Below are 26,341 nucleotides of genomic sequence, written 5' to 3' on the forward strand. Positions count from 1 at the left end.
CCGACGCCGAGCGCCGACGCCGAGGACCTCATCGACGACCGGCACCGACTCAGAGACCGACTCCGAGACCCAGGACCGACACCGAGGAGTAGCCGCCATGGTCGGCACGTCGAGCAAGGTTCCCGGGCCCGCTTCGGTGCGAGGCGTGCCGAGCAAGGGCAAGCACGGTGGTCGCGCCGATACGTCTTCGTCCCAGGGTGTGGCGTGCGGCACCGTCGCGAGGACATTACGGCTCGTGCCGTGGCGGCTGGGCCACGAGCTGTGGGTGAGCTGGCGGTTCGTCAGGAATGATGTGTGGTCCGGGTTTTGTCCAGGTGTCTTGATGACCCTCGGGGTGGCGGTCCACTACCACCTCCCGGCCGCTCGCTTCGTCGGCGTCGCCGCGAGTTCCCTCGCCTACTTCTGGCTCTACCTCTACACCTTCTGCCTCACCAACCAACTGGCGGGTCTGCGCGAGGACCAGCTCAACAAGCCCTTCCGCCCGTTGGTGACCGGCGAGGCCAGCCGGCGGGCCACCGTGTGGCGCGCCGTAGTCACCTTCACGGCGTTTCCCTTGGTGGGATGGGCACTTGGGGTGTGGCAGTGGGCCCTGATCTGGGAAGCCGTGACGCTGCTGCACAACCTGGGTGGCGCTCGGCACTGGGTCGTCAAGAACGCCGTCATCAGCCTCGGCATCCCGCTCATGCTCGGCCCGGCCTGGCAGATGGTTGCCCCACTCGGCGACGAGGCCTGGCGGTGGATGGTGACCCTGGCCGTGTCGGCCTTCGTCTTGATCCCCGTCCAGGATCTGCGCGATCTGCACGGCGACGCGGCCACCGGCCGCATGACGTTTCCTCTCGCCTTCGGTGAGCCCTTCGCCCGCACGTTCCTCTGCGTGGGATTCGGTCTCCTCCCGTTCGTGGACCACTTCTTGATCATCCGCGCATCCCCTGACGACCCGAAGGCATGGATCGCCGAAGCGGCGACCGCAGTGCTCTGCTGGGTCATCGCATGGCGCGTGCCGCGACGCATCAACTCGGCCTACGATCACCGCACTTACCGCTGGTTCGAGTATTGGTACGCGGCCATCGTGCTGGCCGCCTTCATCACGCTGTGACCGTAATCCAGGGCCACGACCAGGGAGAGCAGAGCCGTGACACGTGACCGCCGCCCGCCCGGTGGGGTTCCGACCGCGCCGGGCGCCGTGCCCCTGCTGGGGCACACCCCGCGTCTGCTGTCCGGCTTCCTGCCCTGGCTGGTTCAGTGCCTGGACGGGGACCCGGTCCAGCGGTTGAAGGTGGGCGCGCGCCCCGCCTACCTGATCTGCTGCCCCGAGCTGGTGCACACCCTCCTCGTCTCACGCGACTACGACAAGGGCGGGCCCCTCATCGACCGGGGCCGTGACCTCCTGGGCAACGGCCTGGGAACCGCCACCGATGCCAACCACCTGCGCCAACGCCGCCTCGTTCAGCCTGCGTTCACCGCCGCCCGCATGGACGGATACGCCACCGTGATGGGCAAGGAGGCGGAAACACTCGCCGAGTCCTGGCACGCCGGCCAGGAGATCGACCTCCTGGCCGACCTGACCACCACCACCATGCGCGTCCTCATCCGAGCCCTGCTGCCCACCATCGACCCGCAGCAAGCGAACGAACTCGCCTCACACATTAGGGTGTTGATCGCCGGAGTCTTCGTCCGTGCGGCCATCCCCTACCCATGGGTCCACCAGCTGCCCACCGCGGGCAACCGGCGTTTCAACCACGCCCGTGACGCGGCGCGGGCCGCCGCGGACCAGGTGGTCGCCGCGGCACGCAGGTCCCCTTCCGCAGGTGGGGCCCTGGCCACGCTGATGGCGACGCCGGACGACGCCGCCGACCCGGCGTTCACCGACGAGGAACTCCGCGACCAGGTGATCACGCTGCTGGTCGCCGGGGCGGAGACCCTGGCCGCCACCGTGGCATGGCTCCTCCACCTCCTGGCGCGGCACCCGCACGTCGAGACCCGGCTCCGCACCGAACTGGAAGACACCCTGGCGGGCGCCACGGCCACCGCGGCCGACCTGCCGGCGCTCCCGTACACCCGGAACGTCCTGCTCGAAGTGCTGCGCCTGTACCCGCCGGCGCCCATGCTGACCCGCGTGAGCACGACCGAGGTCACCCTCGGTGGTTACCCCTTCCCCGCGGGCACCGACTTCTTCTTCAGCGCCTACCAACTCCACCACGGTCCGAGCTTCCCGAACCCCGAGCGTTTCGATCCGGCTCGCTGGGACGCCCCGCCCACCTCCGAGACCCGTCACGCCTACATCCCGGTCAGCGCCGGACGCCGCAAATGTCTGGGCGACACCTTCGCGCTGGCCGAGGGCGTCATCCTGATCAGCGCCATCGCCTCCCGCTGGCAACTGCGCCCGGCCCCGAAGAGCCGCGTACGCCCCCATGCCCGGCTCGCACTCGCACCGGCGGGTCTGCGCATGATCACGGAGCCGGTCCGGGGGCATCACGAACCTGCTCACCCAGGGCGAGCGAGTCGAGTGCTTCCGCAACGCCGCTCGGTGTTGTAGGCGAGGCAACACCCACGCGCCCGGTCCCGATGGCGAGTCGACTCTGTCGAGGCGATTCTCCAGCCGTCCGCCCGGCGCGGCGGACGGACCGCAGCGGGGGCGGCGTCGCGGCTCATGGCTGGACCCGCACCCGGGCGAGTTCCTTGAGGGCCATCCGAGCCGCGGGGGTTCCCGCCGGGGTCTGCCAGTAGGGGTGACCGGCGATGCGCCGGGAGAGTTCCTGAAGGCGCCGACGGTGCGCGGCAGTGCTGACGGCGGGCGCTGCGGTGGCGAGCTCCCAGTACGTGGCGTACCAGGCGGTCTGAGCCTCCACAAGATCGCTGGGGAAGGGGGCGGGGTTCATGACTTAATTAGATCGCATGTTCGATTTCTGAGGCAAAGCGATACGCGCGCCACGTGGTGAGGCGTGACTGGGCGCTGTCCTGGGGCATGGGGGATCCCGCATGGAAGGTTCACCCCGTACACCGGCCGTCGCCGTCGAGCCGCGCGTGGTGTGGTCACACCACTGCATGCCCGGTGTTCTCGTGGCGCCGCCCGCCGTCGTGGGCGGAGGTGGCCGCTCGGCCGCGAGGTCAGACGCGGAGCAGGTCGGTGGATACGGACCAGAGGCGCTTGGCGACGGCGGGATCGAGTGCCCATTCCTTGACGCCGTGCGGATGCCGCGCGAGGTCGGCGTCGTTCGGCACCGTGTAGGCCTCCTGCGCGTCATCGAGGTAGTGGCCTCCGGAGTGGGCGAACTGCGGGGCGACGGCCGCGACCATCGTGGTGGCGGCTCCCTGCTCGACCGTTTTGTACCTGAATACTCCGGCGGCCTCGGCCGCGTCGAGCGATTGCTTCTGCCGCACCGTGAAGTTCCGCTGCAGACCCGTCGCGACACCGCCGGGGTTCACCGCGTTGGCGACAATGCCGTCGGACGCCCACCGGCGGGTCGCCTCAACGGCGAACAGGGAGTTCGCCGTCTTCGACTGGGCGTAGGCGATCTGCGGGTCGTAGCTGCGCCGCTCGAAGTGAAGGTCGTCGAAATCGATGCCGGAACGCATGTGCGCCGTCGAGCTGACCGAGACGATCCGTGCCCCGGCGCGGTCGGACGCCCCGAGGGCCAGGGCGTCGTGCAGGCCCATGGCGAGCGCGAGGTGCCCCAGATGGTTGGTCGCGAACTGCAACTCCCAGCCCTCGCGGGTTCGTTCGAGACCACCGGTGACCACGCCCGCGTTGTTGACCAACAGGTGAAGTGGGCCGCGCCACGCGGCCACGAACGACGCGACGGAGGCTCTGTCGGCGAGGTCCAGCCGGACGGTTCGGGGCCGGACCGCCCCTGTCGAGCTCGCGATCGATCCAGCGACGGCGTCACCCGCAGCCGTGTTCCGCACGGCGAGCGTCACCTGCGCCCCGGCTGCGGTCAGCGCGCGAGCCGTCTCGATCCCGATTCCGGAGGAAGCTCCCGTCACGATCGCGCGGATACCGGTGAGGTCGAGGCCCCGCACCACATCGGCCGCCGTGCTGGATGAGGTGAAGGAGGTGGAGAGGGGTTCAGAAGCGTGCATGCAGCAAAGCTATACATGGTGGACTGAACTTGTATAGCTAGGATCCTGCTCCTATGCTCGCCCCATGAGCAGCCCCGAGGCCGGCCCGGCCGGCCCCCTGACGTCGCCCATCATCGATACCGACCGTCGGACCACGGTTCTGGACTCCGCGCTCGCGACGTTCGCCCGATTCGGCTACCGGAAGACCTCGATGGAGGAAGTGGCGCGGGCCGCGCACATCTCCCGCCCCGGGCTCTACTTCCTCTTCTCCTCGAAGGAGGCTCTGTTCCGTGCGGCCGCGACCCAGGCATTGGAACGCGACCTTGCAGTGGTCGAAGACGTCTTGGCCGACGCCGACCGTCCCCTTCCGGAGCGCCTCGTCGAAGCCTTCGACCAGTGGGCGGGCCGCTACGTCGGCCCGCTCGCGCGCGACGTCACCGTCGTCATCGCCGACAACCCCCACCTCCTCGGAGAGATCGCGCAGACCGCTCCTCGACGCTTCGAAGAGCTGATCACGGACGCGATCGCCGCCGCGTCAGGACACGAGACGGCCGCCCCGGTCGCGCAGACGATGATCAGCACCTCGATCGGCCTCAAGCACCAGGCCGCAACACGGGAGGCCTACCTCGAACGTCTGAAGGTCGCCATCAGACTCCTGGTGCGCTGAAGACACGCGGCGTGCCGCTTGTGCCCGGAGCCGGCACCTTCAGCCCTCGCGTACCTGCCTCAAGCGGCCGCGGCAGGGACGATGCGAGCGCCTCCGGCGAAGTGGGACCGAGCCACCTGGTCGAGACGGAAGGCCCCGCCCGGCGCGACGCGAGACGGTGAGAATCCGATAGCGCGGATGACGCCGAGTGGGACTCCATGCTACCAGGTCCACCTTGCCATCGCGTCGGTCCGGCCGTTCTCGTCGATGCCGATCAGATGGGCTGACTCGGGGCCCGTGCGCGAGCCATGGTCGAGCGGTATGGCAAAGCGGTGTTCTCCGAAGTCCACCGCGAGAAGGCGATCCGGAATCAGCTGGTAGTCGTCGACGATCTTGCCGATGTAGTAGCGCATGAGCTCCGGCGACCCTCGCCCCGGGAAGCGCCATCCCTGGCAGCCGTACCGTCCGAAGGGATCGCTCAGGGCCCGCAGGACCGGTCCGTCGAAGTGCAACTCGACGTAACCGCGCGCAAAACACACAGCGCTCACCTCCCGGCCCATCAGCAGCCGGAGCGGGTCACCCGAGTCATCGACGGTCTCCACAGGCTCATGCTGCCAGAAGCCTTGGTCGATCCGCCCTTGTGAACGTCGTGGATCGGGGCAGGGGCAAGCCGGCTCCTCATGGGCGTCGCGGCTTACGGAGGCCCCACTGCGGTCGTCCATCCGCCGCCCAAGCGCGTGATGCGACCAGAGGATGACTGCTCGTCACCCCATGAACTGACAGCAATGGCAGGCTACTTACCCCTCTCGGGCGACGATCCGGCGACTCGGACCGGCAAGGATGGAGTCATCAAACGGAGGTGCGAGCGGTTCACGCATCGACGCCTTCGATGTCTGCCTCGATCTGTTGGAGTGCCCAGTGACAGCCACCGTTCTTCGCATCACCGCCGCGCTTGCCACCCTCGCCACCGCGGCTGCGCTGACCTCCGTCTCCGCCGCATCGGCGAGGGAAGACAGACCGCAGTACGCGAGTGTGACCGGATCCGCCCGATTCACGCTTCCGTACGTCAAGGACAACGACATCCGCACCTTCACCTTCGACGCCCACGCCGTTCCCTACAGCGAGCCCCTGCCCGACGTCCCCACCGGGCTGCCCACGGACGCCCGCGGCACCGTCAAGGTGTCGCACTACTCGGCTGAGCGCGACATCACCTACACCGAGGAGGGGAAGGTGGACTGCCTGGTCACCTCGCCGCACACGGCGACCTTGACGGCCGTCATCACCAAGGTCAGCCCTGGCGGCCCGCCCGACGTCGGCAAGCGGATCGGGTTCAGCGTGTACGACGGTGGCTCGGACGCCGGCCACAGCAAGGACCGCGTCGGGTTCTCGTGGAACGGGGTCAACCTGTTGCCCGGCAAGGGGGCGAAGAGCACCCCGGAAGCCGAGGTCGGCACCTGCATGGCCCCCGCGCCGTACGCCCCCGTCGCCAAGGGCGGCTACACGGTCCACCACGCCGACCTCCTGCCGCCGCCCGCGGCTGCCCAGCCGGCTCGGTGAGGCAGGGTACGCAGGCCATGACGTCATGTTGCGACGCCCCCCGGCGGTGCACCCGTTCGGGACGCACCTCCTGCCCGAGGGCCGGGGCGGTAGTCGGCGCGCTGACACGCTGACGACGGCCGATGGAATTGCCCGGCCCCTTCGGTAGAAGGTGTCAAGTACTGGCGCCGCCCGGGAAGGGGCCCGCACCACGGCCGCCGCGGGCTGCCCCGGACGGTCTGCGCGCGGGCGTCTCCGCGCGAACTGATGGCGGAGGGCGTCGCCGAGGACATCGACCTCGCGCTCGACGAGTACGTCGACCCTGTTCGCGACGCCGCCGATCTGGTTCACGATTTCACCGTTTCGGTCCGCGGCGCCACCAAGCCGAGCGGCCGGCTGTTCGTCGGCCGCTCGAAGTCGGCGTGAGGCGCCGCCGGCCGGAGCCTACGGGATGGTGTGGCCCGCCGCGCTGAAGAGGCGGTACCACTCCTCCCGGGTGAGCGGGATCTCCGAGCCCGCCGCGGACTCGGCGACCCGGCCCGGGTTGGTGGTGCCGAGTACCACCTGCATGTTCGCGGGATGGCGCGTGATCCACGCGACGGCGATGCCTGTCGGAGTCACCCCGTACTTCGCCGCCAGTTCGTCCAGGACGGTGTTCAGTTCCGCGTAGTGCTCGACGTCGCCGATGAAGACGCCGTCGAAGAAGCCCTTCTGGAACGGTGACCATGCCTGAAGGGTCATGCCGTTCACCCGTGAGTAGTCGAGCAGCCCGTTGTCCCGGTCGAGCGACTGGTCGAGTCCGGCCATGTTGGCCGCGATCCCCGACGCGATCAACGGGCAGTGAGTAATACTCAGTTGGACCTGGTTGGCCACCAAGGGGCGCCGCACGGCGGTCTTGAGGAGTTCGATCTGGCCCGGGGTGTGGTTGGAGACCCCGAAGTTCACGACCTTGCCCGCCGCGTGGAGCTCGTCGAAGGCCGCCGCCACCTCTTCGGGCTCGACGAGGGTGTCCGGACGGTGCAGCAGCAGCATGTCGAGGTAGTCGGTGCCGAGTGCCGCGAGCGACTCGTCGACGGTGCGCACGATGTGCTCTCGGGAGAAGTCGAAGAAGCCGGACCGGATACCGACCTTGCTCTGGATGACGATCGACTCGCGCTCGGTGGCCGAGAGTTTGACGGCCTGCCCGAAACGCTCCTCGCATGCGTGGCGCGTGGGCCCGTAGATGTCGGCGTGGTCAAAGGTGTTCACGCCGGCATCCCGGGCGCTCCCGTAAAGCGTACGGATGTCCTCGTCGTCGAGTTCGGCGATGCGCATCAGTCCCAGGACGACGTTGGACGCTCGCAGTTCGGTCTGGGGGAAGGCGATGGTCTTCATGGGGACCATCCTGTCCGACTCGCTCCGTCCTTGCCTCCCGCCTGGGCGCTGAACAATCGCAGAGACGGCGCCTTGGACGGATAGTCCAGATCTGGATAACATGTCTAGGTGTGCGGTCGTACGGGGGCCGTCGGGGTCATGGTTCGCCGGACCATGACATGGCCAGGGACGGTGTGGGTGTGGGAATGAGCGAGCACGAGGACGACGGCGGCATCGACGCGGCCGAAGGCCCGGCCGGTACGGACGAGCACCTCATCGGCGAGGCCGAGAAGATCGCTGTCGCGCTGGGCCGCATGTTCCCCGGGCTGTGCGAAGTGGTGCTGCACGACCTGCGGGACCCGCGGCACGCGATCCGGGCGATCGAGAACAACCTGTCGGGCCGCAGCGTCGGAGACTCGGCTACGGAACTCGGCCTCGCGCGCATCGAGGACCCCGGCTACCCCAGCGTGATCCAGAACTATCCGAACCGGTTCCCCGACGGCCGCCCGGCCAAGAGCACGTCCATCGGCATCAAGAACGCGGCCGGCCAGTACATCGCGGCGCTCTGCCTGAACCTCGACGTCTCGGTGCTGTCACCGATGACACTCGCGCTCTCGAACCTCGTGGCCACCGAGGCCGAGCACCGCGAGCAGCCCCTGGAGACCCTGCGCGGCCGCAACGCGCGCGCATTGCGTCAGGCGGTGGAGGCGATGGCCGCGGAACGCGGGGCGAACCCCCGGTCGCTGGGACGGGAGGACAAGAAGGCGCTGGTGCGCCGACTCCACGAGGACGGGCATTTCGACTCGCGTGACGCCGCCCAGACCATCGCCGACCTCCTCGGCGTCTCCCGGGCGACCGTCTACAACTACGTGAAGCAAGGGGGCATTTGATGACTGCCGCAGGACCGACCCAAGATCCCGTGGCCGCACCCGCGCCCGCGCCCGGATCCGCCCCCGCCTCCGATGGGCCGCTTGCCGCCCGCCGTCTGCTGTACCTCACCGAGGAGCAGACCGCCGCGTACGTGGACGAGGAGCTGGCCCTGGAGGCGGCCCGTGCGGCCTTCGCCGCGACCGTGGACAGCGAGGTGTTCACCAGCCTCGCCGTACACGGATCCGACCCCCGCAACCGGTTCACCCTGAAACCGTCCGCGTCCGCGACCCACGCCGGGGTGAAGATCGGCACGTACTGGCCGGACAACGAGGAACACGGCCTGCCGCGCCACCACTCCACCCTGCTTCTGCTGGACCAGACGGTCGGCAGGATCGCGGCGGTCCTGGAGGTGGGCACCGCGAACGCCTACCGCACCGCCGCGGCCGACGCGCTCGCCGTCGATCTGCTCGCGCGTGCCGACGCCACCACGCTGGCCGTCTTCGGCACCGGCCACCAGGCGGCGTACGAGGTGGCGGCCGTCAGCCGCGTCAGGGCCATCGGCGAGGTCCTGGTCGTGGGACGCACCGTCGAGCGCGCCGAGCGGATGGCCGCGGCGCTGGTGGCCCAAGGGCACAACGCCCGTGCCGCGGGAGCCGAGGAGGCCTGCGGCCGGGCCGATGTGATCGTCACCGCCACCACCGCCCGCGCCGACACACCGCCGCTGTTCGAGGCCGCGTGGGTCCGCCCCGGTACGCACCTGTCGTGCATGGGCGCGGACGCACCGGGCAAGCGAGAGCTTCCGCCCCAACTCTTCGACCGCGCCCGCGTCTTCTGCGACCTTCCCGAGCAGGCCCGCCGCATGGGCGAGAGCCAGCACGCGCCGGACGGCACGGTCCTCACCCCGCTCGGCGATGTGCTCACCCACCGCGCCGCGGGACGCGCGGACGCCGACGACATCACGGTCTTCGACAGCTCCGGAATCGGCCTCCAGGACCTGTACTTGGGCCTCGCACTCCTGAAGAAGATGGACATCTCCCTGTGAACACCCCCGCCGACGCAACCTCGGGCAACTCCCCTCAAAAGCACGGTAGTTCAAGCACATCCGACGGTCGTCGTACCCTCGCCGACCTCGACACCCCCTTCGTCGTCGTCGACGTGTCCAAGGTGCGGCGGAACATCGCCAGGCTCGCAACGCACGCCGGAGCACTGGGCGTTGCGCTGCGGCCCCATGTGAAGACGGCCAAGAGCCTCGACGTCGCCGCCCTGCTCCATGACGGCGCGCTCGGCCCCGTCACCGTCTCCACCCTTGCGGAAGCGGAGGCGTTCGCCGACGGCGGCTACACCGACATCACCTACGCCGTCGGCATCGACCCCCACAAGCTCCCGCGCGTCCTCGCACTGCTGCACCGCGGGGTCACCCTGAGCGTCCTGCTCGACAGCACCGAACAGGCGGAACACGTCGCCGACGCGTCCCGCGCGGCGGGCGTTCCCATCCCCGCCCTGATCGAGATCGACTGCGACGGCCACCGCGGCGGCGTGACACCCGACGCACCCGAACTCGTCCGGATCGGCCGCGTTCTGCACGCCGCGCACTGTCCGACCGGCGTGCTGACCCACGCGGGGGAGTCGTACTTCGCCTACACCGACGAGGAGCTGCGGCGGGCGGCGAAGAACGAACGGGACTGCGCCGTCGACGCCGCGGAGCGGCTGCGCGCGGCCGGCCTGCCCGTGACCACCGTCAGCGTCGGCTCCACCCCCACCGCCCACGCCGCGGACGACCTCACCGGCGTCACCGAGCTGCGCGCCGGCAACTACGTCTTCTTCGACCTCGTGATGGCCGGGATCGGGGTCTGCAGCGTGGACGACCTGGCCCTGTCGGTCGTCGTCACCGTCATCGGACACCGCCCCGAACGCGGATGGATCATGACCGACGGCGGCTGGATGGCGATGTCCCGCGACCGCGGCACCTCCGTCCAGGCACAGGACCAGGGGTACGGTCTCGTGACCGACCTGGCCGGAAACCTCGTCCCCGGGCTGGTCATGACCGCCGCCAGCCAGGAGCACGGCACCCTCACCGCCCGCGACGGAGCCCCCCTGCCCGAGCTGCCCATCGGCACCCGACTGCGCATCCTGCCCAACCACGCCTGCGCCACCGCAGCCCAGCACCGCGGCTACCACGTCGTCGACAGCACCCGCACCGCCCTCGCCGTACCGGAGATCCAGGACTACTGGGAGCGCGTGACCGGCTGGTGACTGGGCGTGCACCACTCGAATCAGTGCGGTAAGGCCGGGTCGGCCGAGGACGAAAGGGCTGCGGCCGGCTGATGACGCCCCTTGTAGGCCCAGTACGCGTGTATGCGGTGGTCCTCCACCTCCTCGAAGCCGACCGGAAGTTCACCGACCCGGCTCCAGGCTTCTTCGGTGCGGTGGTCGTCGCGGCGGGCGAGGGCGTAGACGATTTCCAGACGCAGGAGCTGATCGTCCTCGTCCAGCAGGGACACGAGGGCGCCCGTTACGGCGGCCGTGCGGTCCTTGGTGGAGCCCAACGCGACGCCGGCCCGTCTCCGGACACCGGGGTCGGGATCCTGGACGAGGGCCAGTAGGGCTCGGCGGAACTCCGCTGTGAAGTGCGAGGCCAACTCGGCGGTGGTGGAGCACCGCACCTCGGGGTCGGGATCGCGTGACAGCGCGAGCAGCGTGGCGGCGACGGCGTCGCCGGGCGGGAAGTCCCGTCCGTACAGGGACGGTGCCCCGCGGCAGAACAGTCCGGGCACCTGGCGGCGCACCCGTGGGTCGGGGTGGTCGACGTACAGCAGCCCGATGGCCTCCTGGTCGGGGTACTCGTCGTCGCCGTACACGTCCAAGAGCCGGGCGAGCACCATGCCGTCCGCCTCCTCGCGGACCCATTCGGCGAGGAACGCGGCGTCGTCCCGGGTGTCTCGGTGGTGGAACCAGTGCGTCCGATGAGCGCGGCTCCACACGACATCGGCGAGAAGGATTCGGTGGACCGGATCGGGGTGATCCCGAAGGGCCTTCAGGTCGGACCAGTCCTGCGGACCGCGGCGGGCGCCCAGGGTGTGCTGGGAGGCGGACCAGTTGGCATGGAGCCCGTCCGGCCGGTGGTACGGAGCGGCCCGTGCGACCAGCTCAGCCGTCTGCGTCACGATGCCGAACTGTTGCTCAAGGTCGGTGAGGATCGCGATGTGGCCGGCGCGGACCGTGTGACCTGCGAGGCTCACCTCCTCGATGTCGGCGTACTCCTCACGGATGAGACGGTGCGTGGCCGCGCCCTCGGCTCCGGTGCGCCGGCGCAGTTCGTTCTCGGCGCCTGCCTCGCACCAGTGCCGCGCGAGGTCGAGCAGGCGCCGGCGATCGGTTTCGGAGAACCGCGGCGGTGTCTCGGCGCGGAGCAAGGAGCTGACGAGGGCGGGTGAGCCGAGGTCGACGGCGCGCAGCAGCGGTGTCGTACCGTCCGGCAGGGTCGCACCGGGGTCGGCACCGCCTTGTGTCAGAGCCTCGGCGCTCTGGTGGTCGAACCCCGCCACAGCGGTGCACAGCAGAGGGAGGCCGTCGGGGGTCCGGGCGTTCGGGTCGGCGCCGTCGCGCAGGAGATGTCTGACCGACTCGTTGTCCTGCGCGTACAGGGCCGCCACGAGCTGGTCGGTCCGTTCTGGTCGCGATGCCATAGCCATCTGCCCCCCCCCGGGATGATCCTCGGCCCCGACCCTAGCCGGGCCGGAAGCGGCGGGTACCGGGATTTCGAGGCACTATCGAAGCTTGGGGGCGGGCGGTGCGGAGTCCGGTCTCCGACTTCTGAAGAGAACCGATAGGGCAGTGCTCAGGACGGGTAGGCAGCATCCATGATCACTATTGGGGTCGAAGAGGAGTACCTGCTGCTGGACCCGGTCACCGGGCACCCTGTGCCGATGTCCGAGGAGGTACGCCGGTCCGCGGGGCTCGGGGAGCTGGCCGAGGAGGGGGAGGTCCAGCCGGAACTGCTGCAGGCCCAGGTGGAGGTCGCCACCCCGGTGTGTGAGGAGCTGACGGAGGCGGCCGGCCATCTGTTGCGGCTGCGTCATGCGCTCAGCACCGCCGCCGAGCGCTCCGGCTGCCGGCTCGCCGCCACCGGGGCCGCGCCGGTGACGGGGCCGCTGGTGCCCGTAACGGGCGAGCGCCGCTATCTGCAACTGCACGATCAGGGCGGCCGTCTGGCCGAGGACCTGCTCATCAACGGGATGCACGTACATGTCGGGATGCCGGACCGGGAGACCGGGGTGGCGGTGCTGAACCGGATCCGCCTGTGGCTGCCCACGCTCCTCGCGATGTCCGCGAACTCGCCGTTCTGGGAAGGCCAGGACACCGCGTTCGCGAGCTGGCGCACGCCGGTCTTCAGCCGGTGGGCGGTCAGCGGGCCGCCGCCGTACTTCGCGGGCCTCAGCGACTACGAGCAGCGCATCGAGGCGCTGATCGTGTCCGAGACCATCGCCGACACCGGACAGCTGTACTGGCAGGCCCGGCTCTCCGAGCGCTTCCCCACGCTCGAGGTGCGCTGCATGGACGTGCAACTGCGCGTCGACGACGCCGTCATGCTCGCCGGCGTCGTCCGCGCCCTTGCCGCGACCGCGCTGCGCGAACACAAGGACGCCACCCCCGAGCCCCAGTGCCAGCCCGAACTCCTCCAGGCCGCGATGTGGCACGCCGCCCGCCACGGTCTCAACACCACGCTCCTGGACCCCGAGGGCCGGCCCCACGCCGCAGGCGACGTCCTGTACCAACTCGCCGAACACATCAGGCAGGCCCTCGACGAACACGGCGACACCCGTCACGTCGAGCCCCTCGTCCACCGCCTCCTGCGCGAGGGCACCGGAGCCGACCGGCAACGCCACGTCCTGGGACGTGGCGGCATGGCCGGGCTGGTGGACTTCATCACGGAGGAGACCGCCGTCGGAACGGGGCCGGAGGACGACTGAGCAACCCGGCCCACTGCCTCGCGGGACCGCCGACCATGCGCAGTGGTCGGCGGCCCACGGCGCCCCGGCCCCGACGCGGGATGCGCCGGGGCCGTTTCCTACGTGAAGAGGCGGTCGGCTGCGGTGGCCATGCGGTGGGTGGAGCTGTGCTTGCCCACCCAGTCGCGGATGAGGCCGATGGCGTTGGCGCACTTCCAGTTGTCGTCGTACTCGCGCACACCGGTGAACGCGCCGTAGCCCGCGATGATCCCGTCCACCTTGGCGTCACCCAGCAGCTTGTCCACGTACCAGGGGTCGTTGTACGTGGTCGTCCACGACAACGTTGCCGCGAGCCGCTTGGCGGAGCGGTCCCCGGCGCCCTTCTTCAGCTCAGCGCACGTCTTGCGGTCGGGTTCCGTGCAGTTGCCGAACCCGTTGGTGATGTCGGTGTCGCCGTAGTCCATCACCCGGCGGCCGTTGGGGAAGCCGGAGCCGGACCGGTTGAACGCGCCCATGACCTGGTCACGGGTCCCGGTCGTCGTGATGCCCTCCAGCGGGCCGAGCTTGCCCTGCAGGCTCTGCCAGCCCCTGCCCCCGACGTCCGGGGTGCTGCCGCCGTGGTACTCGTAGAACCCGTACAGCACCTGGATTCCGGCGGCGGTGAGCCGCTGCGCCTTGTCGCGCAGGCCGGCGACGCTGCACGCCCGGTTGGGCGCCTCGCCGCAGTAGTTGGGGTCCTTGATGTCCAGCCAGACCAGCGCCAGCCGGCGACCCGCCTTGGCGTTGGAGACGATCCGGTCGATCATGCTGTCGAAGCTCGGGCCGTGGCGGGTCTCGCCCGCCGAGGAGCAGTCGTGGTAGGCGCGCCATTCGTTCGGGTTGTACCAGGAGCAGACATCGATCTCGATGCCGTTGGCGCCGTGCTTGAGCGCGGCGTCGACGCCGTCCAGGGTGTCGACGCGGTGCGCGATCGCGTAGATGGCGTGCCGCTGGTCGGCTGCCGACGCCGGCGACGCCGTGCCGAGGGTGCCGACACCGGCGATCGCGCACAGCGCGGCCAACAGCGCCAGCAGCCCCCGCAGGCCGGTGCTCTTGTGAAGGTGAGCGGTCAAGAAACGTACTCCTTCGTACGGTGGTGTGTGTCCCCCGTCGACAGGGCGCCCGGTGTGCCGTGCCGCACAGCTAGATGAGGCATGTGCGTCGTGCGTTGCTCGGGTGGTGGCACACATCTGCTCGGCAACGGCCTTTGGCTGAAAGCCAGTTGGGTGGCGTGGCGGGTTCAGTCGGGGGCAGGGGCCCGCGCCCGCCGTACGGGTTTCATGAGCGGCTCGACGCCGGCTTCATGCCCCGGATCTACTCAGGAGCCGTACCGGCCGAAGCCCGAGGTGCGCCATTGCCGGCCGTCGGGCAGGATCGCGAAGGCCTCGTAGCCGTCCAGCGCTTCCAGCCACTCCCGGGCGCCGTGGCCCCGGGCGAACGCGGCCGTGGCGAAGGTGTCGGTCATCGTCAGGCGCGGACCGACCACGGTGAGGGAGGCCAGGGTGGTGACGGGCGTGCCGGTGTGCGGGTCGAGGATGTGTGCGCCGCGCTCGGCCGTGCCCGAGGTGGCGATGGCCAGATCGTGGGGGGCGGTGACGACGGTGGCGAGAGTCCCGGGGCGCAGCGGGTGGGCGATGCCGACACGCCACGGGATGGAGTCGGCCGCCCGGCCGCGCAGTTGGAGGTCGCCGCCGCCGTTGACGCAGGTGTTGTGTGCGCCTGCCTCGTACAGGAGCTGCGACGCGGCTTCCGTGGCCCAGCCTTTGACGAGTCCGGACGGGTCGAGGGTGTCGGCGGGGACGATGCTGAAATAGCCCTCGCTGTCGTGGACCGCCCGCGCGCACAGGGACAGGACCTCATGGACCTCCGGCGGACAATCGGCGAGGCGGATCTCGCCACGGTCGAGACGGCTGATGTGGCTGTCGGGCCGGTAGGTGGAGAAGACGGCGTCGACCCGGTGCAGGTGGCGCACGGCTCGTGCGAGGGCGCGGTGGACGGCGGGGGTGGGCCGGTCGCGGATGTCGAAGGAGAACACGGTGCCCATGACGTGTTCCGCGTGGCGCAGGCCCTCGCTCGGGCGCGGCGGTTGCCCGGGGTGCGCCGGATGCGTCCCCCGGCTCGTACGGGCCCCGAACGGTCCCTGGTCCCTGCGGGTCGTGTCACGCACCGGCTTTGTCCAGCGCGCTCTGCAGGGACTCGATGTAGCCCTCGCTCGTGTAGCTCGCGCCCGACACGGCGTCGATCTGCGCGTTCTGCGCACCGAGCGCCTCCTCGGTGAGGCGGGGCACGGCGCGGGCCGCGATCTCCTGGTCGCGGCCCCGCTCGGACGGGACCTGGAGCACATGGACGGCGGTGAGGCGCCCCTTGGCGAGCGTGACGGACACCTGCACCGGGCCGTACCGGGTGTCGATGACGTCACCGGTGAAGTCCCCCGTACGCGCGCCGGCGGCCTGCGTGCCGGACGCCGAGGCGGCCGGTCTGGGTGCCGAAACGACGGGCGGGTGGCTCTGGTGGGGCTTGAGCGCAAGCAGCATGACGATGCCCGCGGCGGTCGACAGGGTGGTGACGGCGACTCGGCGCACGACACATCTCCTCGGGTTTCGGGTAGCGGTCAGAACGCGAAGGACTCGTGGTGGACGCGGCGGCGTGGCACCCCCGCGTCGCTCAGGGCGCGCAACGCCGCTTCGGTCATGCCGGGCGGCCCGCACAGGTACACGTCCCGGTCCCGGAGGTCGGGTACGTACCGGAGCAGCGCCGCCGCCGTCAGGGGCAGGCAATGGGTGGCCGGCTCGTCGACCGAGTAGAGGACGCGGGCGCCGCGGGCGGCAGCGAGGGCGTCCAGTTCGCCGCGCAGCGCGAGATCCTCGGGGCGGCGGGCGCGGTAGATGAGGGTGACGTCACCGGGCAGCGTCTCCAGGAGGGCACGCAGCGGGGTGATGCCGACGCCTCCGCCCAGGAGCAGCGTCTTGCTCGTGGTGCGGCGCGCCGCGGTGAACCCGCCGTAGGGGCCTTCGGCCCAGACGCGGGTGCCGGGCGCGAGCCGGGCGAGGGCGGCGCTGTGGTCGCCGACGGCTTTGACGGTGATGCGCAGGAAGCGGGGGTGGGCGGGGGCGGAGAGCGAATACGGGTTGGCGGCCCACCACAGCCCCGGCGTGAGGAAGCGCCAGCGGAAGAACTGCCCCGGCGCGGCGCCGAGTTCATCGAGGTGTTCCCCCGTGAGGTACACGGACACGACACCGGGCGACTCGGGGCGGACCTCGGTGACCCGCAGGCGATGGCGTATTCCGCGGCGCACGGGGACGACGAACCGGAACCACACGAGCAGCGCGGCCACGCCGAAATACAGGGCGTACCAGGCGAGCTGGGCGGAACGGTTGCCGACGAAGTCTGCGCCGTTGGAGAGCTGGTGGCCGAAGACCAGGAAGACCGCGAGGTAGGTCGCGAAGTGGAGGTAGTGCCAGGTCTCGTAGCGCAGTCTGCTGCGGGCGGCGCGCGCGGAGACGATGCCGGTGCCCACCAGGAGGAGGAATCCGGCGGTGCCCTTGAGGAGGTCCGGATAGTGCAGGACGAGCGTCGTGGTCTGGCTCACCACGTTCACGTGTGCCGCGACGGCGTAGCCCCAGATGATCAGCAGGGTGTGGGCGAGGGCGAGCGAGAGGGTGTAGCGGCCGCCCATGGCGTGCCAGCGTGCCAGCCGGTCGGTGCCCACACCCCGGTCCAGGAGCGGGATGCGGGCCATCAGGGCCAGCAGTACCGCGCAGGCGTACCCGGCGAGCAGGCCGCTGATGCGGCCACCGTCCGTCAGCCACCCCGCCACGCCGACGACCGATGTGGTGTCGCTCCACCACAGGCCGACCACCCCGGTGGCTCCGCCCCACACCACGGTCAGAGCGGCCACGGGTATCCAGGCGCTGCCCCGCGGCGCGGCGTGCGGGAGGCGCGTCACGGAGCGGGTGTCGTAGGTGCCGGCAGCCATGTGGCCCCTTCCCGGGGAACGGCTCCCTGGGGGCCGCCACCCTGTCGGATGATGAGCGGCCAGCTTCACACCGGTACCTCTGCGTTTCCTCTGAAAGAGGTGACCGGCGCCCGATCCACAGGTAATGCAGAGGAAACGAAGAGCCTCGCCCCCGGATGGGTCAATGGCAGGGCATGCCGGACGCCCTGCGGTCGTATAGGTGGCCACACCGTCTATTGATGGGAGATCGCATATGAAGATCCGCACTCTTGCCGTGATGGCGTGCCTGGTGGCCGGCGCGACGCTGGGCGGCGCCGGTACGGCCATGGCCGACTCGCACGCGGAGGGCGCCGCCATCGGCTCCCCGGGCGTCGGCTCGGGCAACGTGATCCAGGTTCCGATTCACATTCCGGTCAACTTCTGCGGCAACACGATCGGTGCAGCCGCGGCGCTGAACCCGGCTTTCGGCAACACCTGCGTCAACAGCTGACAGCGGGATGAAGGGGGCGGGCCGTCTGGCGACGGCCCGCCCGGCCGGGGAGGCCCGGGGCAACCCCCCGGGCCTCCCCGGCCGTCCTCTGTCAGGCTCAGGGCTGGATGTTCTCCAGGTCCTCCAACAGGCTCGGATGCTTCGGTTCCCAGCCGAGGCGCTGCCGGGTGTGGGCGCTCGACGAGGGCTGGTCGCTCGCGAAGATCGGGCCGATGGGGCCGTACGTCTGCGACGGCACCGGCTCGACCGGCAGGCCGAGACGGCGGCCGATGACCGCGGCGATGTCCCGCACCTGGTCCCCCTCGTCCGCGACGGCGTGCCACACGGTCCCGGCGTCCGCGCCCTCCAGGGCGAGCCGGAACAGCACCGCCGCGTCGAGCGCGTGGACGGCCGGCCAGCGCTGTGTGCCGTCGCCCGGGTAGCCGGACACCCCGGTCCTGCGCGCGATGTCCGTCAGGAGGCCCGCGAACCCGCCCGCGCCCTGGTTGTGCACCGTGCGCGGCAGCCGCACCGCCGTACTCCGTACTCCGCGTGCGGCAAGATCCAGGACCGCCATGACGGCGCGGCTGCGACCGCCGACCGGCCCGTCGGTCGGCAGCGGGTCGGCCTCGGTGGAGACCCGGCCCGGCGCGTGCGGCGTACCCGATACGGTCACGAACGGGCGCTCGCTGCCGACGAGTTCATCGCCGAGGGCCGCGAGGGCGGCGCTCTCCTCGGCGACGTTCTTCGCCAGGGCCTCGGGGCTGCTGAAGTCATTGCCGAAGGCCAGGTGAACGACCCCGTCGGCCCGAGCGGCACCGGCCCGGAGGACGTCCAGATCGGTGAGGGCTCCGCGGAGCGGTTCGGCCCCGGCCGCCTCGGCGGCGAGCGCGGAGGCGTCGGAACGGGCGAGCGCGAGGACGGTATGGCCGTTGCCGAGGAGTTCGGCGACGACGGCGGATCCGATCAGACCGGTGGCACCGGTGACGAAAACACGCATGAAAATCCTCCACCAAGTGATGGGACTCTTGTCCCATCACGGTAGCAGGGTGACGGGACAAGAGTCCCATCGCCTATGCTGGCCCCATGGGTAGGTGGGAACCGGGCGCGCGCGAGCGCCTCGTCGTGGCAGCGGTCGACCTGTTCACGGAGCAGGGGTACGACGCCACGACCGTCGCGCAGATCGTCGAGCGCGCCGGGGTCACCAAGAGCACCTTCTTCCGGCACTTCCCCGACAAGCGCGAGCTGCTCGTGGCCGGGCAGGAGACGCTGAGCCGGCTGCTGTCCGAGGGGATCGCCGAGGCCCCCGGCGGTGCCACACCGCTGGAGGCGGTCGCCGCCGGTCTCGAACGGGCGTCGAGCGCGATGGGCCCGATGAACCGCGAGCTCGCTCCGCGCGTCAAGGCGGCCATCGCCGCCTGCAGCGAACTCCAGGAGCGTGACGCGCTCAAGACCATCAGCCTCGCCGCCGCGATGACGGCGGCCCTGGTCGCGCGCGGCCTGCCCGACCCCACCGCGGCCCTCGCGAGCGAGCTGGGCGTCCTCGCCTTCAAGCGCGGGTTCGCCCAGTGGTCCGACGGAGACCGCGACGGCGACGACGAACTCGCCGGCTACGTCCTGGCCGCGCTGGACGAGCTGCGCGCGGTCAGCGCCTCGCTGGGCTGACCGGGCCGGCGCCCGGCCCCGGCCGGTCCCGGCTCGACGGCCTCAGGGCGCGCCGGGCATCTGAGCGACGGCCGGGCGGACCGCGATCCACGACGGGGCGCGGGCGCGGATGCCCCGCCTTTCCCGTGCGCCCACGTACCGTCAAGTCACGTGCACGCCGCAGCCGTTGCCCGGATACGTTCACCGCGCGCCCACACGGGAAGACGGACCGAGTGATGTCGTCGTCGGGAGCCGTCACCGGACCAACCGCCGGATCAGTCACCTGAACAGGAGAGCACGTCCATGCGTCTCTACGCCCAGACCCCAGCGCGCCGAAGCCGTCAGCTCTTCGCGGATCTGATCGCCCTGTTCCTGATCGCGGTCACCGTGTCGTTCGCCCTGGTCGTACGCGACGCGATCCTGACCCTGGCCGAGCCGGGGCGGAAGGCGCAGAGCGCGGGTGACAGCCTCGCCTCCAGTCTCGACGACGCCGGCAACGCGGCATCGAAAGTCCCGTTCGTGGGTGGCTCGTTGAAGAAGCCGCTCCAGTCCGCGGCCCACGCCGGCACCAGTCTCTCCGACGCCGGTCAGTCGCTGCAGGACACCGTGGGGCACGTGGCGACGCTGACCACGATCGCTCTGATCGTGCTTCCGACCGCCGTCATCCCGATGCTGTGGCTCGTTCCGAGGGCGCGATGGATCCGGCGCACCGCCACCACCCGCCGGCTTCTGGACGCTCCCGGCGGCGCGGACCTCCTGGCGCTGCGGGCGCTCACCGGACCCCAGCGGCCGCTGTCCGCGCTCCCCACGCCGCCGGGCGGCCTGGCCGATGCCTGGCGCCGCGGAGACCCCGACGTGATCGCCGACCTCGCGGCACTGACGCTGCGCCGGGTGGGCCTTCGTCCGTGACGCAAGATCCTCGGCTCGGCCCCGTCCGGCCCGGACCGTATGCGTCCGGGACGGGCGGGGCCGGGCTCTCGGTGGCTCAGCGCAGGCCGGCGAACAGGTCGTTCTCGGGGAGCTCCGCGCCGGTGGTGTCCTGGACGCGTACGAAGGTCTCCACGCCCATCAGCTCCGTGAACCGTTCCACGCCCATCCGCAGGAAGAAGATGTTCTCGCCCTGGCTCGCGTGTGCGGCCAGCGCGTCGAACTTCTGGGCGCCGAAGGGCGAGGTGTCCACCCAGGTGGTGATCTCCTCGTCCGGGAGCCCGATCTTCGCCATCGCGGCGGCCTCGGCGGGGTCCGGCTCCGGGGCGTCCGGGTGGAACTCGCGCATGACCTCGCCGAACCGCTGCATCATCGTGCGGGGCGCCGTCGTCCAGTACACCTTCGGCGTCTGCTCGATCATGGCCAGCGCCGCCATCGTGATGCGGTTCGCCTGGATGTGGTCCGGGTGCCCGTAGAAGCCGTTCTCGTCATAGGTGACGACCACATCGGGTTCGTAGCGGCGCATGAGTTCCGCGAGGCGCGCGGCGCCCTCCTCCACGGGCGTCCGCCAGAACGACCCGGGGGCGTCGTTGGTGGACCAGCCCATCATCCCGGAGTCGGCGTAGTCCAGCATCTCCAAGTGACTGACCTTCAGGACGGCGCAGCTCGCCTTGAGTTCATCCCGTCGCATCGAAGCGATGGCCGCCGGGTCGTGCCCGGGGTCGCCCGGCTTCACCCCGCCGGGCCCGTCGCCGCATCCTCCGTCGGTACATGTCACGAGGACCGTGCGAATTCCCTCTGCCGCGTAGCGGGCGAGAACTCCACCCGTGCTCGTGGCCTCGTCATCGGGGTGGGCGTGCACAGCCATGATGGTCAAAGGCCGATCGGTCATGACGTATTTCTCCTGTATCAAAGGGTTTCCAGGGGTTTCAGCTCTATATCCACCTGGGCGGACCCCGCCGGAGCGGGCTCAGTCGTCCTCACCCATTCTTACTGGAAGCGCCACGGTCACGCGGTGGCAACGCCTGCCCGACGGACGTGATCCGCCGTCGCCGTCGAGGATCACGGTCCTCTCCCCGGTCTCGTCGCCGCAGGGGTCAGGCGAAAAGCGACGGATCGTGATCGTCGGCCGGTTCGGCGCACTGCTCGCCGAAGAGCAGGGTGGTGCAGGGCCCGCCGTCGCCGGTGTACGCGTGGTGGCGGATCGGGTCGAGGGGAATGCTGACCTGCCCGCTCAAAGGAGGCGGGGTCGGCTGCGCGAGTTCCGCCTCGACCCGGGTGATCCGGGTGATGATGTCGTCGCTGGTCACGGGCGTTCTCCCTCGGTAGCGGGCGGGCCTGTCGTTCCTACCCGTTCGTTACCCGTTCTCTCACGAGTCGGTCGTCGAAGAGGAAGCCGGCCCGGTGGGCACCGCGCCGCGCGAGCCGGCGTTCCGCGGCCGCGGCGGCGCGCGCCGGGGCGCCAGGGCGGCGGCGGCCTGTCGTAGGGTGCGATGCATGAGCCCAAAAGTCGCTACCAACACCCCTGTCGAACTGGACCAGTTGCTGGAATTCATCCGCCCGCGGCACCGCGCCATCCTGCTGACCCGACGCGCCGACGGCAGCCCGCAGGGCTCGCCGCTCACCTGCGGCGTCGATGACGCGGGCCGCCTGGTCATGTCCACGTACCCCGAGCGCGCCAAGACGCGCAACGCGCGCCGGGAGCAGCGCGTGAGCGTCATCGTCCTCTCGGACGAGTGGAACGGGCCGTGGGTCCAGGTGGACGGCGAGGCCGAAGTCATCGACCCGCCGGATTCGGTCGAGCCGCTCGTGGACTACTTCCGCAGCATCAGCGGCGAGCACCCGGACTGGGCGGAGTACCGCGCGGCGATGGTGAAGCAGGGCAAGTCCCTGATCCGTGTCACGCCGGTCCGCTGGGGCCCGGTGGCGACGGGCGGCTTCCCGGCCTCGCTCGCGCAGGAGTAGGAGCCCTTCGGACCGGCCCCGAGCCCGGCCCGGCGTACGGCGCCGGGCCCGGCGATCGGGCAACGCCGTCGGGGTGCCGCCGCGTCGGGGGCCGTCCGTCGGGGGCTCTCGTGTTTTGATGCGGGAATGGAGACGTGGCCTGGTCGTCCTTATCCGCTCGGTGCCGTCCACGACGGCGCCGGAACCAATTTCGCCCTCTTCTCCGAGGTCGCCGAAAGGGTGGAGCTCTGCCTCTTCGACGACGCAGGTGAGGAGCGGCGCGTGCCGCTCACCGATGCCGACGGGTCGGTGTGGCACGCGTACCTGCCGGGGGTCGGCCCAGGCCAGCGGTACGGCTACCGGGTGCACGGACCGTTCCGGCCCTCCGAGGGACTGCGCTGCGACCCGGCGAAACTACTGCTCGATCCGTACGCCACCGCCGTGGACGGACAGCTCGACGGTGATCCCTCGCTACTGACCGCCGACCCCGAGAACCCCGAGACGCCCAACGGTCTGGACAGCGCCGGGCACGGAATGTTCGGCGTCGTCACGGACCGGAGCTTCGACTGGGAGGGTGACCGGCGTCCGGGCCACCCGTACCACGAGTCGGTGATCTACGAGGCGCACGTCCGCGGCCTGACGATGCGTCACCCGAGCGTGCCGAAGGAGCTGCGCGGCACCTACGCGGGGCTCGCGCATCCGGAGGTCATCGAACACCTCAAGGAACTCGGCGTCACCGCCGTGGAGTTGATGCCGGTACACCAGTTCACCCAGGACGGCTTCCTCGTCGACCGCGGACTGTCGAACTACTGGGGCTACAACACCATCGGGTTCTTCGCGCCGCACAACGGCTTCGCGGCCGGCGGCACCCGCGGCCAACAGGTCGTCGAGTTCAAGGAGATGGTGAAGGCCCTGCACGCCGCCGGGATCGAGGTGATCCTCGACGTGGTGTTCAACCACACCGCGGAGGGCAACGACCAGGGCCCCACCCTGTCGTTCCGCGGCATCGACAACGCGGCCTACTACCGCCTCGTCGACGACGACCCGGCCCACTACTTCGACACCACCGGCACCGGCAACTCCCTGCTGATGCGGCACCCCAACGTCCTGCAGCTCATCATGGACTCGCTGCGCTACTGGGTGACCGAGATGCGCGTGGACGGCTTCCGCTTCGACCTCGCCGCCACCCTGGCACGGCAGTTCCACGAGGTGGACCGCCTCTCGGCCTTCTTCGACCTGGTCCAGCAGGACCCGGTGATCAGCCAGGTCAAGCTGATCGCCGAACCGTGGGACATCGGTGACGGCGGCTACCAGGTCGGCAACTTCCCCGCCCTGTGGTCGGAGTGGAACGGCCACTACCGCGACACCGTACGCGGTTTCTGGCGGGGCGAGGACGACACCCTCGCCGACTTCGCGTCCCGGCTCACCGGCTCGTCCGACCTCTATCAGCACGACCGGCGACGGCCCCGCGCGAGTGTGAACTTCGTGGTGGCGCACGACGGTTTCACGCTGCGCGACCTCGTCTCGTACGACAGCAAACACAACGAGGCCAACGGCGAGGACGGCCGCGACGGCGCCGACGACAACCGGTCCTGGAACTGCGGAGCCGAGGGCGAGACCGACGACCCCGGCGTACGCGAACTGCGGCTGCGCCAGCAGCGCAACCTGCTCGCCACCCTCCTGCTCTCGCAAGGCGTGCCCATGCTCGCCCACGGCGACGAACTGGGCCGCACCCAGGGCGGCAACAACAACGCCTACTGCCAGGACAACGAAATCTCCTGGATGGACTGGGAGTTGGACGAGGAACGCCGGGGCCTGCTCGACTTCGCCCGGCGCGTGGTGGCGCTGCGCCACGCACACCCCGGGCTGCGTCGCCGGCACTTCCCCGTGGGCCCCACGCCCGACACGCCACCGGAGCGGGCCGAGGTGGTCTGGCTGCGGCCCGACGCGTCGCAGATGGGCGACGAGGACTGGAAGCGCGGCGACGCGCACGCCCTCGCCGTGTACCTGAGCGCGGACGGGCTGATGGAACGCGACGCGCGGGGCCGCCCCCTCACCGACGACACGTTCCTGCTGCTGTTCAACAGCTATCGGGAGCCCATCGACTTCCGTCTGCCCACGGCGGCGTTCGGCGAGGAATGGCAACTGGTGCTGGACACCGCGGACCCGACGGTGGACGGCGACGGCGACGGGGGCGGGGCCCGAGCCGCGGTCTTCGAGGCGGAGGCCGAGTTCCCGATGGAGGCACACAGCCTGCGCGTGCTGAAGCGGGAGCGAAGGGCCTGATCAGGCCCTCTGTGCCTCACGTGGGTGATTTCCAGGGGCGGAGTTACGCTGAAATGAGCTGAGGCCCCTGGACATCACCTTGGGAGGGCCTGTGAGTGCTAGGACGCAGCCAGGCTTCGACCCCACCCGCGTTCCGCATCTGCTCGGGTCGTTCGCACCGGTGACAGAAGAGGTCGACGCCATCGACCTGGAGGTGACCGGGGACATCCCGTCCTCGCTGGACGGCCTGTACGTCCGCAACGGGCCCAATCCCCGCTTCACCCCGATCGGGTCGTACCTCTACCCGATCGACGGCGACGGCATGCTGCACGGCGTCTGGCTCTCCGAGGGGCGGGCCCGCTACCGCAACCGCTTCGTCCGCACTCCGGGGCTGCTGGCCGAGGAACGCGTCGGCCACGCCCTGTGGGGCGGCCTGGAGTCGTTCGTTCTGCCCGGCCCCGACGTCGTCGGGCCCGAACTGGCCAACGAGTTCAAGGACCTTCCCGACATCAACGTCGTCAGCCACGCCGGCCGTCTGATGGCGCTCGCGGAGTCGGCGTGCCCGTTCCGGATGGACGACGAGCTGGAGACGGTCGGCCGGGAGGATTTCGGGGGCGCTCTGCCCGTGGGCATCACGGCCCACCCCAAGATCGATCCCGTCACCGGCGAGATGGTGGTGTTCTGCTACGCGCTCGAAGCCCCGTACCTGACGTGGTCGATCATCGATCCCACGGGTGTCGTCATCCGGAAGGCCACACCCGTCGAGGGCGTCGACGAGCCGATGATGATCCACGACATGGCGCTGACCAAGCGGTACATCGTCCTCGTGCTCTCCCCGGTCTTCATCGACCTCGAAGGGGCGATGTCCGGGGGCTCCTTCCTCGCCTGGCGCCCCGAGCGCGGGACACGCGTCGCGCTGATCCCGCGCGACGGCGGCCGGGTGCGGTGGGCGTCGGACGAGGCGTTCTGGCTGTGGCACACGGTGAACGCGTACGACGACGGGCCCGAGGGCGAGGGCGACGTCGTCCTCGAATACGTGCAGTGGAGCCGTCTGACGGTGGGCAGCGCTTCCGCGGCGTCCTCGGCGGATCCCGTGCGGTGCAACCTGGTGCGGGCTCGTATCGACCCGGTCGCGGGCCGCATGGCCCGCACCGACATCGACGACGCCCGGGTGGAACTGCCCCGCATCGACGACCGGCGCATCGGCCGGCGCCACCGGTTCCTCGCACTGGCTGCCCGGGTCGAGGGCCCGGACCTGCTGCCGGGGGAGTTCAACGCCCTGCGCTGGTACGACACCGAGACCAACACCGCGAGCGTCTGGCCCGCCGGGGACCTGTCGGTGGGGGAGCCGGTCTTCGCGCCCGAGCCCGGCCGCCCGTCCGACGAGCGCGGCCACTGGCTGACGTTCGCGACCGACCGCACGGACGGGACGAGCTGGTTCCTCGTCATCCCGGCCGAGGACCCCGCGTCCGGGCCCGTCGCGCGGGTCCGCATTCCGGTCCGCGTCCCCCTCGGCCTGCACGGCTCCTGGCTGCCCACGTGAACGGACCGGCCGGCTCGGAGTTTCGTGAACCACGTGTGGGCGAGCCTGAGGTTCATATCGCCAACTCGGCTGTCTGTAGGGCACCTTGAGATCCTGGGCGGTCTCTTGCGATCACTACCGTGCGGTGCCGGGATGTTGGCCT

The 26,341-nt window shown here is 70.5% G+C and carries 27 protein-coding genes; 15 read left to right on the forward strand and 12 right to left on the reverse strand.

Annotation, left to right across the window (positions count from 1 at the left end):
• Positions 1-97: 97 nt before the first annotated feature.
• Positions 98-1,096 carry a UbiA family prenyltransferase gene (locus OOJ98_RS28845; protein ID WP_267057979.1) on the forward strand — a complete coding sequence of 333 codons (999 nt, stop codon included), beginning with the start codon at positions 98-100 and terminating at the stop codon, positions 1,094-1,096.
• Between the two features lie 36 nt (positions 1,097-1,132).
• Positions 1,133-2,536 (forward strand): cytochrome P450, encoded by a 1,404-nt coding sequence (locus OOJ98_RS28850; RefSeq protein ID WP_267057980.1) that lies wholly within the window; start codon positions 1,133-1,135, stop codon positions 2,534-2,536.
• Between the two features lie 112 nt (positions 2,537-2,648).
• On the opposite strand, the gene OOJ98_RS28855 is transcribed toward OOJ98_RS28850, so the two are convergent.
• The gene (locus OOJ98_RS28855; protein WP_267057981.1) at positions 2,649-2,879 is read right to left on the reverse strand and encodes a hypothetical protein; all 231 of its coding nucleotides are present in this window, start codon (positions 2,877-2,879) and stop codon (positions 2,649-2,651) included.
• A 229-nt stretch (positions 2,880-3,108) separates the two neighbouring features.
• Positions 3,109-4,080 (reverse strand): SDR family NAD(P)-dependent oxidoreductase, encoded by a 972-nt coding sequence (locus tag OOJ98_RS28860; protein WP_267057982.1) that lies wholly within the window; start codon positions 4,078-4,080, stop codon positions 3,109-3,111.
• Between the two features lie 64 nt (positions 4,081-4,144).
• Here OOJ98_RS28860 and OOJ98_RS28865 point away from each other — a divergent pair, with 64 nt between their 5' ends.
• Positions 4,145-4,726 (forward strand): TetR/AcrR family transcriptional regulator, encoded by a 582-nt coding sequence (locus OOJ98_RS28865; RefSeq protein WP_267057983.1) that lies wholly within the window; start codon positions 4,145-4,147, stop codon positions 4,724-4,726.
• Positions 4,727-4,926: 200 nt separating this feature from the next.
• Here OOJ98_RS28865 and OOJ98_RS28870 read toward each other — a convergent pair whose 3' ends face one another.
• Positions 4,927-5,307 carry a hypothetical protein gene (locus OOJ98_RS28870; protein WP_267057984.1) on the reverse strand — a complete coding sequence of 127 codons (381 nt, stop codon included), beginning with the start codon at positions 5,305-5,307 and terminating at the stop codon, positions 4,927-4,929.
• A gap of 316 nt (positions 5,308-5,623) precedes the next feature.
• On the opposite strand from OOJ98_RS28870, the gene OOJ98_RS28875 reads away from it, so the two are divergent.
• On the forward strand, positions 5,624-6,262 hold the full coding sequence (locus OOJ98_RS28875) for a hypothetical protein (protein WP_267057985.1): 639 nt from the start codon (positions 5,624-5,626) through the stop codon (positions 6,260-6,262).
• 246 nt (positions 6,263-6,508) lie between these two features.
• Positions 6,509-6,667: a hypothetical protein gene (locus OOJ98_RS28880; protein ID WP_267057986.1), complete on the forward strand. Its 159-nt coding sequence runs from the start codon at positions 6,509-6,511 to the stop codon at positions 6,665-6,667.
• A gap of 18 nt (positions 6,668-6,685) precedes the next feature.
• Here OOJ98_RS28880 and OOJ98_RS28885 read toward each other — a convergent pair whose 3' ends face one another.
• A complete protein-coding gene (locus OOJ98_RS28885; protein ID WP_267057987.1) occupies positions 6,686-7,615 on the reverse strand; it encodes an aldo/keto reductase family oxidoreductase in 930 nt (309 codons plus the stop codon).
• A 185-nt stretch (positions 7,616-7,800) separates the two neighbouring features.
• On the opposite strand from OOJ98_RS28885, the gene OOJ98_RS28890 reads away from it, so the two are divergent.
• From OOJ98_RS28890 to OOJ98_RS28900, 3 genes are all read left to right on the forward strand, one after another.
• Positions 7,801-8,484, forward strand: a complete 684-nt coding sequence (locus OOJ98_RS28890; protein WP_267057988.1) for a transcriptional regulator — start codon at positions 7,801-7,803, stop codon at positions 8,482-8,484.
• Positions 8,484-9,506, forward strand: a complete 1,023-nt coding sequence (locus OOJ98_RS28895; RefSeq protein ID WP_267057989.1) for an ornithine cyclodeaminase family protein — start codon at positions 8,484-8,486, stop codon at positions 9,504-9,506. Before OOJ98_RS28890 ends, OOJ98_RS28895 begins: the two co-directional genes overlap by 1 nt.
• A 113-nt stretch (positions 9,507-9,619) precedes the next feature.
• The gene (locus OOJ98_RS28900; RefSeq protein WP_267058276.1) at positions 9,620-10,717 is read left to right on the forward strand and encodes an alanine racemase; all 1,098 of its coding nucleotides are present in this window, start codon (positions 9,620-9,622) and stop codon (positions 10,715-10,717) included.
• A 20-nt stretch (positions 10,718-10,737) separates the two neighbouring features.
• Here OOJ98_RS28900 and OOJ98_RS28905 read toward each other — a convergent pair whose 3' ends face one another.
• Positions 10,738-12,150: a HEAT repeat domain-containing protein gene (locus tag OOJ98_RS28905; RefSeq protein WP_267057990.1), complete on the reverse strand. Its 1,413-nt coding sequence runs from the start codon at positions 12,148-12,150 to the stop codon at positions 10,738-10,740.
• Positions 12,151-12,324: 174 nt separating this feature from the next.
• Between OOJ98_RS28905 and OOJ98_RS28910 the strand changes: the two genes are divergently transcribed.
• Positions 12,325-13,434 (forward strand): glutamate--cysteine ligase, encoded by a 1,110-nt coding sequence (locus OOJ98_RS28910; protein WP_267057991.1) that lies wholly within the window; start codon positions 12,325-12,327, stop codon positions 13,432-13,434.
• A gap of 98 nt (positions 13,435-13,532) precedes the next feature.
• Here the strand turns inward: OOJ98_RS28910 and OOJ98_RS28915 are convergent, their stop codons facing one another.
• The 4 genes from OOJ98_RS28915 to OOJ98_RS28930 all read right to left on the reverse strand — a co-directional run bounded on the left by OOJ98_RS28915 (position 13,533) and on the right by OOJ98_RS28930 (position 17,428).
• Positions 13,533-14,525, reverse strand: a complete 993-nt coding sequence (locus tag OOJ98_RS28915; protein ID WP_267057992.1) for a phospholipase — start codon at positions 14,523-14,525, stop codon at positions 13,533-13,535.
• A gap of 245 nt (positions 14,526-14,770) precedes the next feature.
• On the reverse strand, positions 14,771-15,496 hold the full coding sequence (locus OOJ98_RS28920) for an FAD:protein FMN transferase (protein ID WP_267057993.1): 726 nt from the start codon (positions 15,494-15,496) through the stop codon (positions 14,771-14,773).
• 115 nt (positions 15,497-15,611) lie between these two features.
• A complete protein-coding gene (locus tag OOJ98_RS28925; protein WP_267057994.1) occupies positions 15,612-16,034 on the reverse strand; it encodes an FMN-binding protein in 423 nt (140 codons plus the stop codon).
• A 29-nt stretch (positions 16,035-16,063) separates the two neighbouring features.
• Entirely contained in the window at positions 16,064-17,428 is a 1,365-nt protein-coding gene (locus OOJ98_RS28930) for a ferredoxin reductase family protein (RefSeq protein ID WP_267057995.1), read from the reverse strand.
• 232 nt (positions 17,429-17,660) lie between these two features.
• Here OOJ98_RS28930 and OOJ98_RS28935 point away from each other — a divergent pair, with 232 nt between their 5' ends.
• Positions 17,661-17,897, forward strand: coding sequence for a chaplin (locus OOJ98_RS28935; protein ID WP_267057997.1), 237 nt, complete (start codon positions 17,661-17,663; stop codon positions 17,895-17,897).
• Between the two features lie 97 nt (positions 17,898-17,994).
• On the opposite strand, the gene OOJ98_RS28940 is transcribed toward OOJ98_RS28935, so the two are convergent.
• Complete coding sequence (locus tag OOJ98_RS28940; protein ID WP_267057998.1) at positions 17,995-18,876, reverse strand: SDR family oxidoreductase; 882 nt, start codon at positions 18,874-18,876, stop codon at positions 17,995-17,997.
• Positions 18,877-18,962: 86 nt separating this feature from the next.
• Between OOJ98_RS28940 and OOJ98_RS28945 the strand changes: the two genes are divergently transcribed.
• Positions 18,963-19,541 (forward strand): TetR/AcrR family transcriptional regulator, encoded by a 579-nt coding sequence (locus tag OOJ98_RS28945; RefSeq protein WP_267058000.1) that lies wholly within the window; start codon positions 18,963-18,965, stop codon positions 19,539-19,541.
• Between the two features lie 282 nt (positions 19,542-19,823).
• On the forward strand, positions 19,824-20,429 hold the full coding sequence (locus OOJ98_RS28950) for a hypothetical protein (protein ID WP_267058001.1): 606 nt from the start codon (positions 19,824-19,826) through the stop codon (positions 20,427-20,429).
• A 76-nt stretch (positions 20,430-20,505) separates the two neighbouring features.
• On the opposite strand, the gene OOJ98_RS28955 is transcribed toward OOJ98_RS28950, so the two are convergent.
• Positions 20,506-21,339, reverse strand: a complete 834-nt coding sequence (locus OOJ98_RS28955) for a PIG-L family deacetylase (protein ID WP_267058002.1) — start codon at positions 21,337-21,339, stop codon at positions 20,506-20,508.
• A 205-nt stretch (positions 21,340-21,544) separates the two neighbouring features.
• On the reverse strand, positions 21,545-21,757 hold the full coding sequence (locus OOJ98_RS28960; RefSeq protein WP_267058003.1) for a hypothetical protein: 213 nt from the start codon (positions 21,755-21,757) through the stop codon (positions 21,545-21,547).
• Between the two features lie 187 nt (positions 21,758-21,944).
• Between OOJ98_RS28960 and OOJ98_RS28965 the strand changes: the two genes are divergently transcribed.
• The 3 genes from OOJ98_RS28965 to OOJ98_RS28975 all read left to right on the forward strand — a co-directional run bounded on the left by OOJ98_RS28965 (position 21,945) and on the right by OOJ98_RS28975 (position 26,199).
• The gene (locus OOJ98_RS28965; protein WP_267058004.1) at positions 21,945-22,412 is read left to right on the forward strand and encodes a PPOX class F420-dependent oxidoreductase; all 468 of its coding nucleotides are present in this window, start codon (positions 21,945-21,947) and stop codon (positions 22,410-22,412) included.
• A 126-nt stretch (positions 22,413-22,538) separates the two neighbouring features.
• Complete coding sequence (glgX, locus tag OOJ98_RS28970; RefSeq protein ID WP_267058005.1) at positions 22,539-24,677, forward strand: glycogen debranching protein GlgX; 2,139 nt, start codon at positions 22,539-22,541, stop codon at positions 24,675-24,677.
• 91 nt (positions 24,678-24,768) lie between these two features.
• On the forward strand, positions 24,769-26,199 hold the full coding sequence (locus OOJ98_RS28975) for a carotenoid oxygenase family protein (protein WP_267058006.1): 1,431 nt from the start codon (positions 24,769-24,771) through the stop codon (positions 26,197-26,199).
• The last annotated feature ends 142 nt before the right edge of the window (positions 26,200-26,341 follow it).

The organism is Streptomyces sp. NBC_00083 (assembly GCF_026343295.1).
GTDB lineage: Bacteria > Actinomycetota > Actinomycetes > Streptomycetales > Streptomycetaceae > Streptomyces.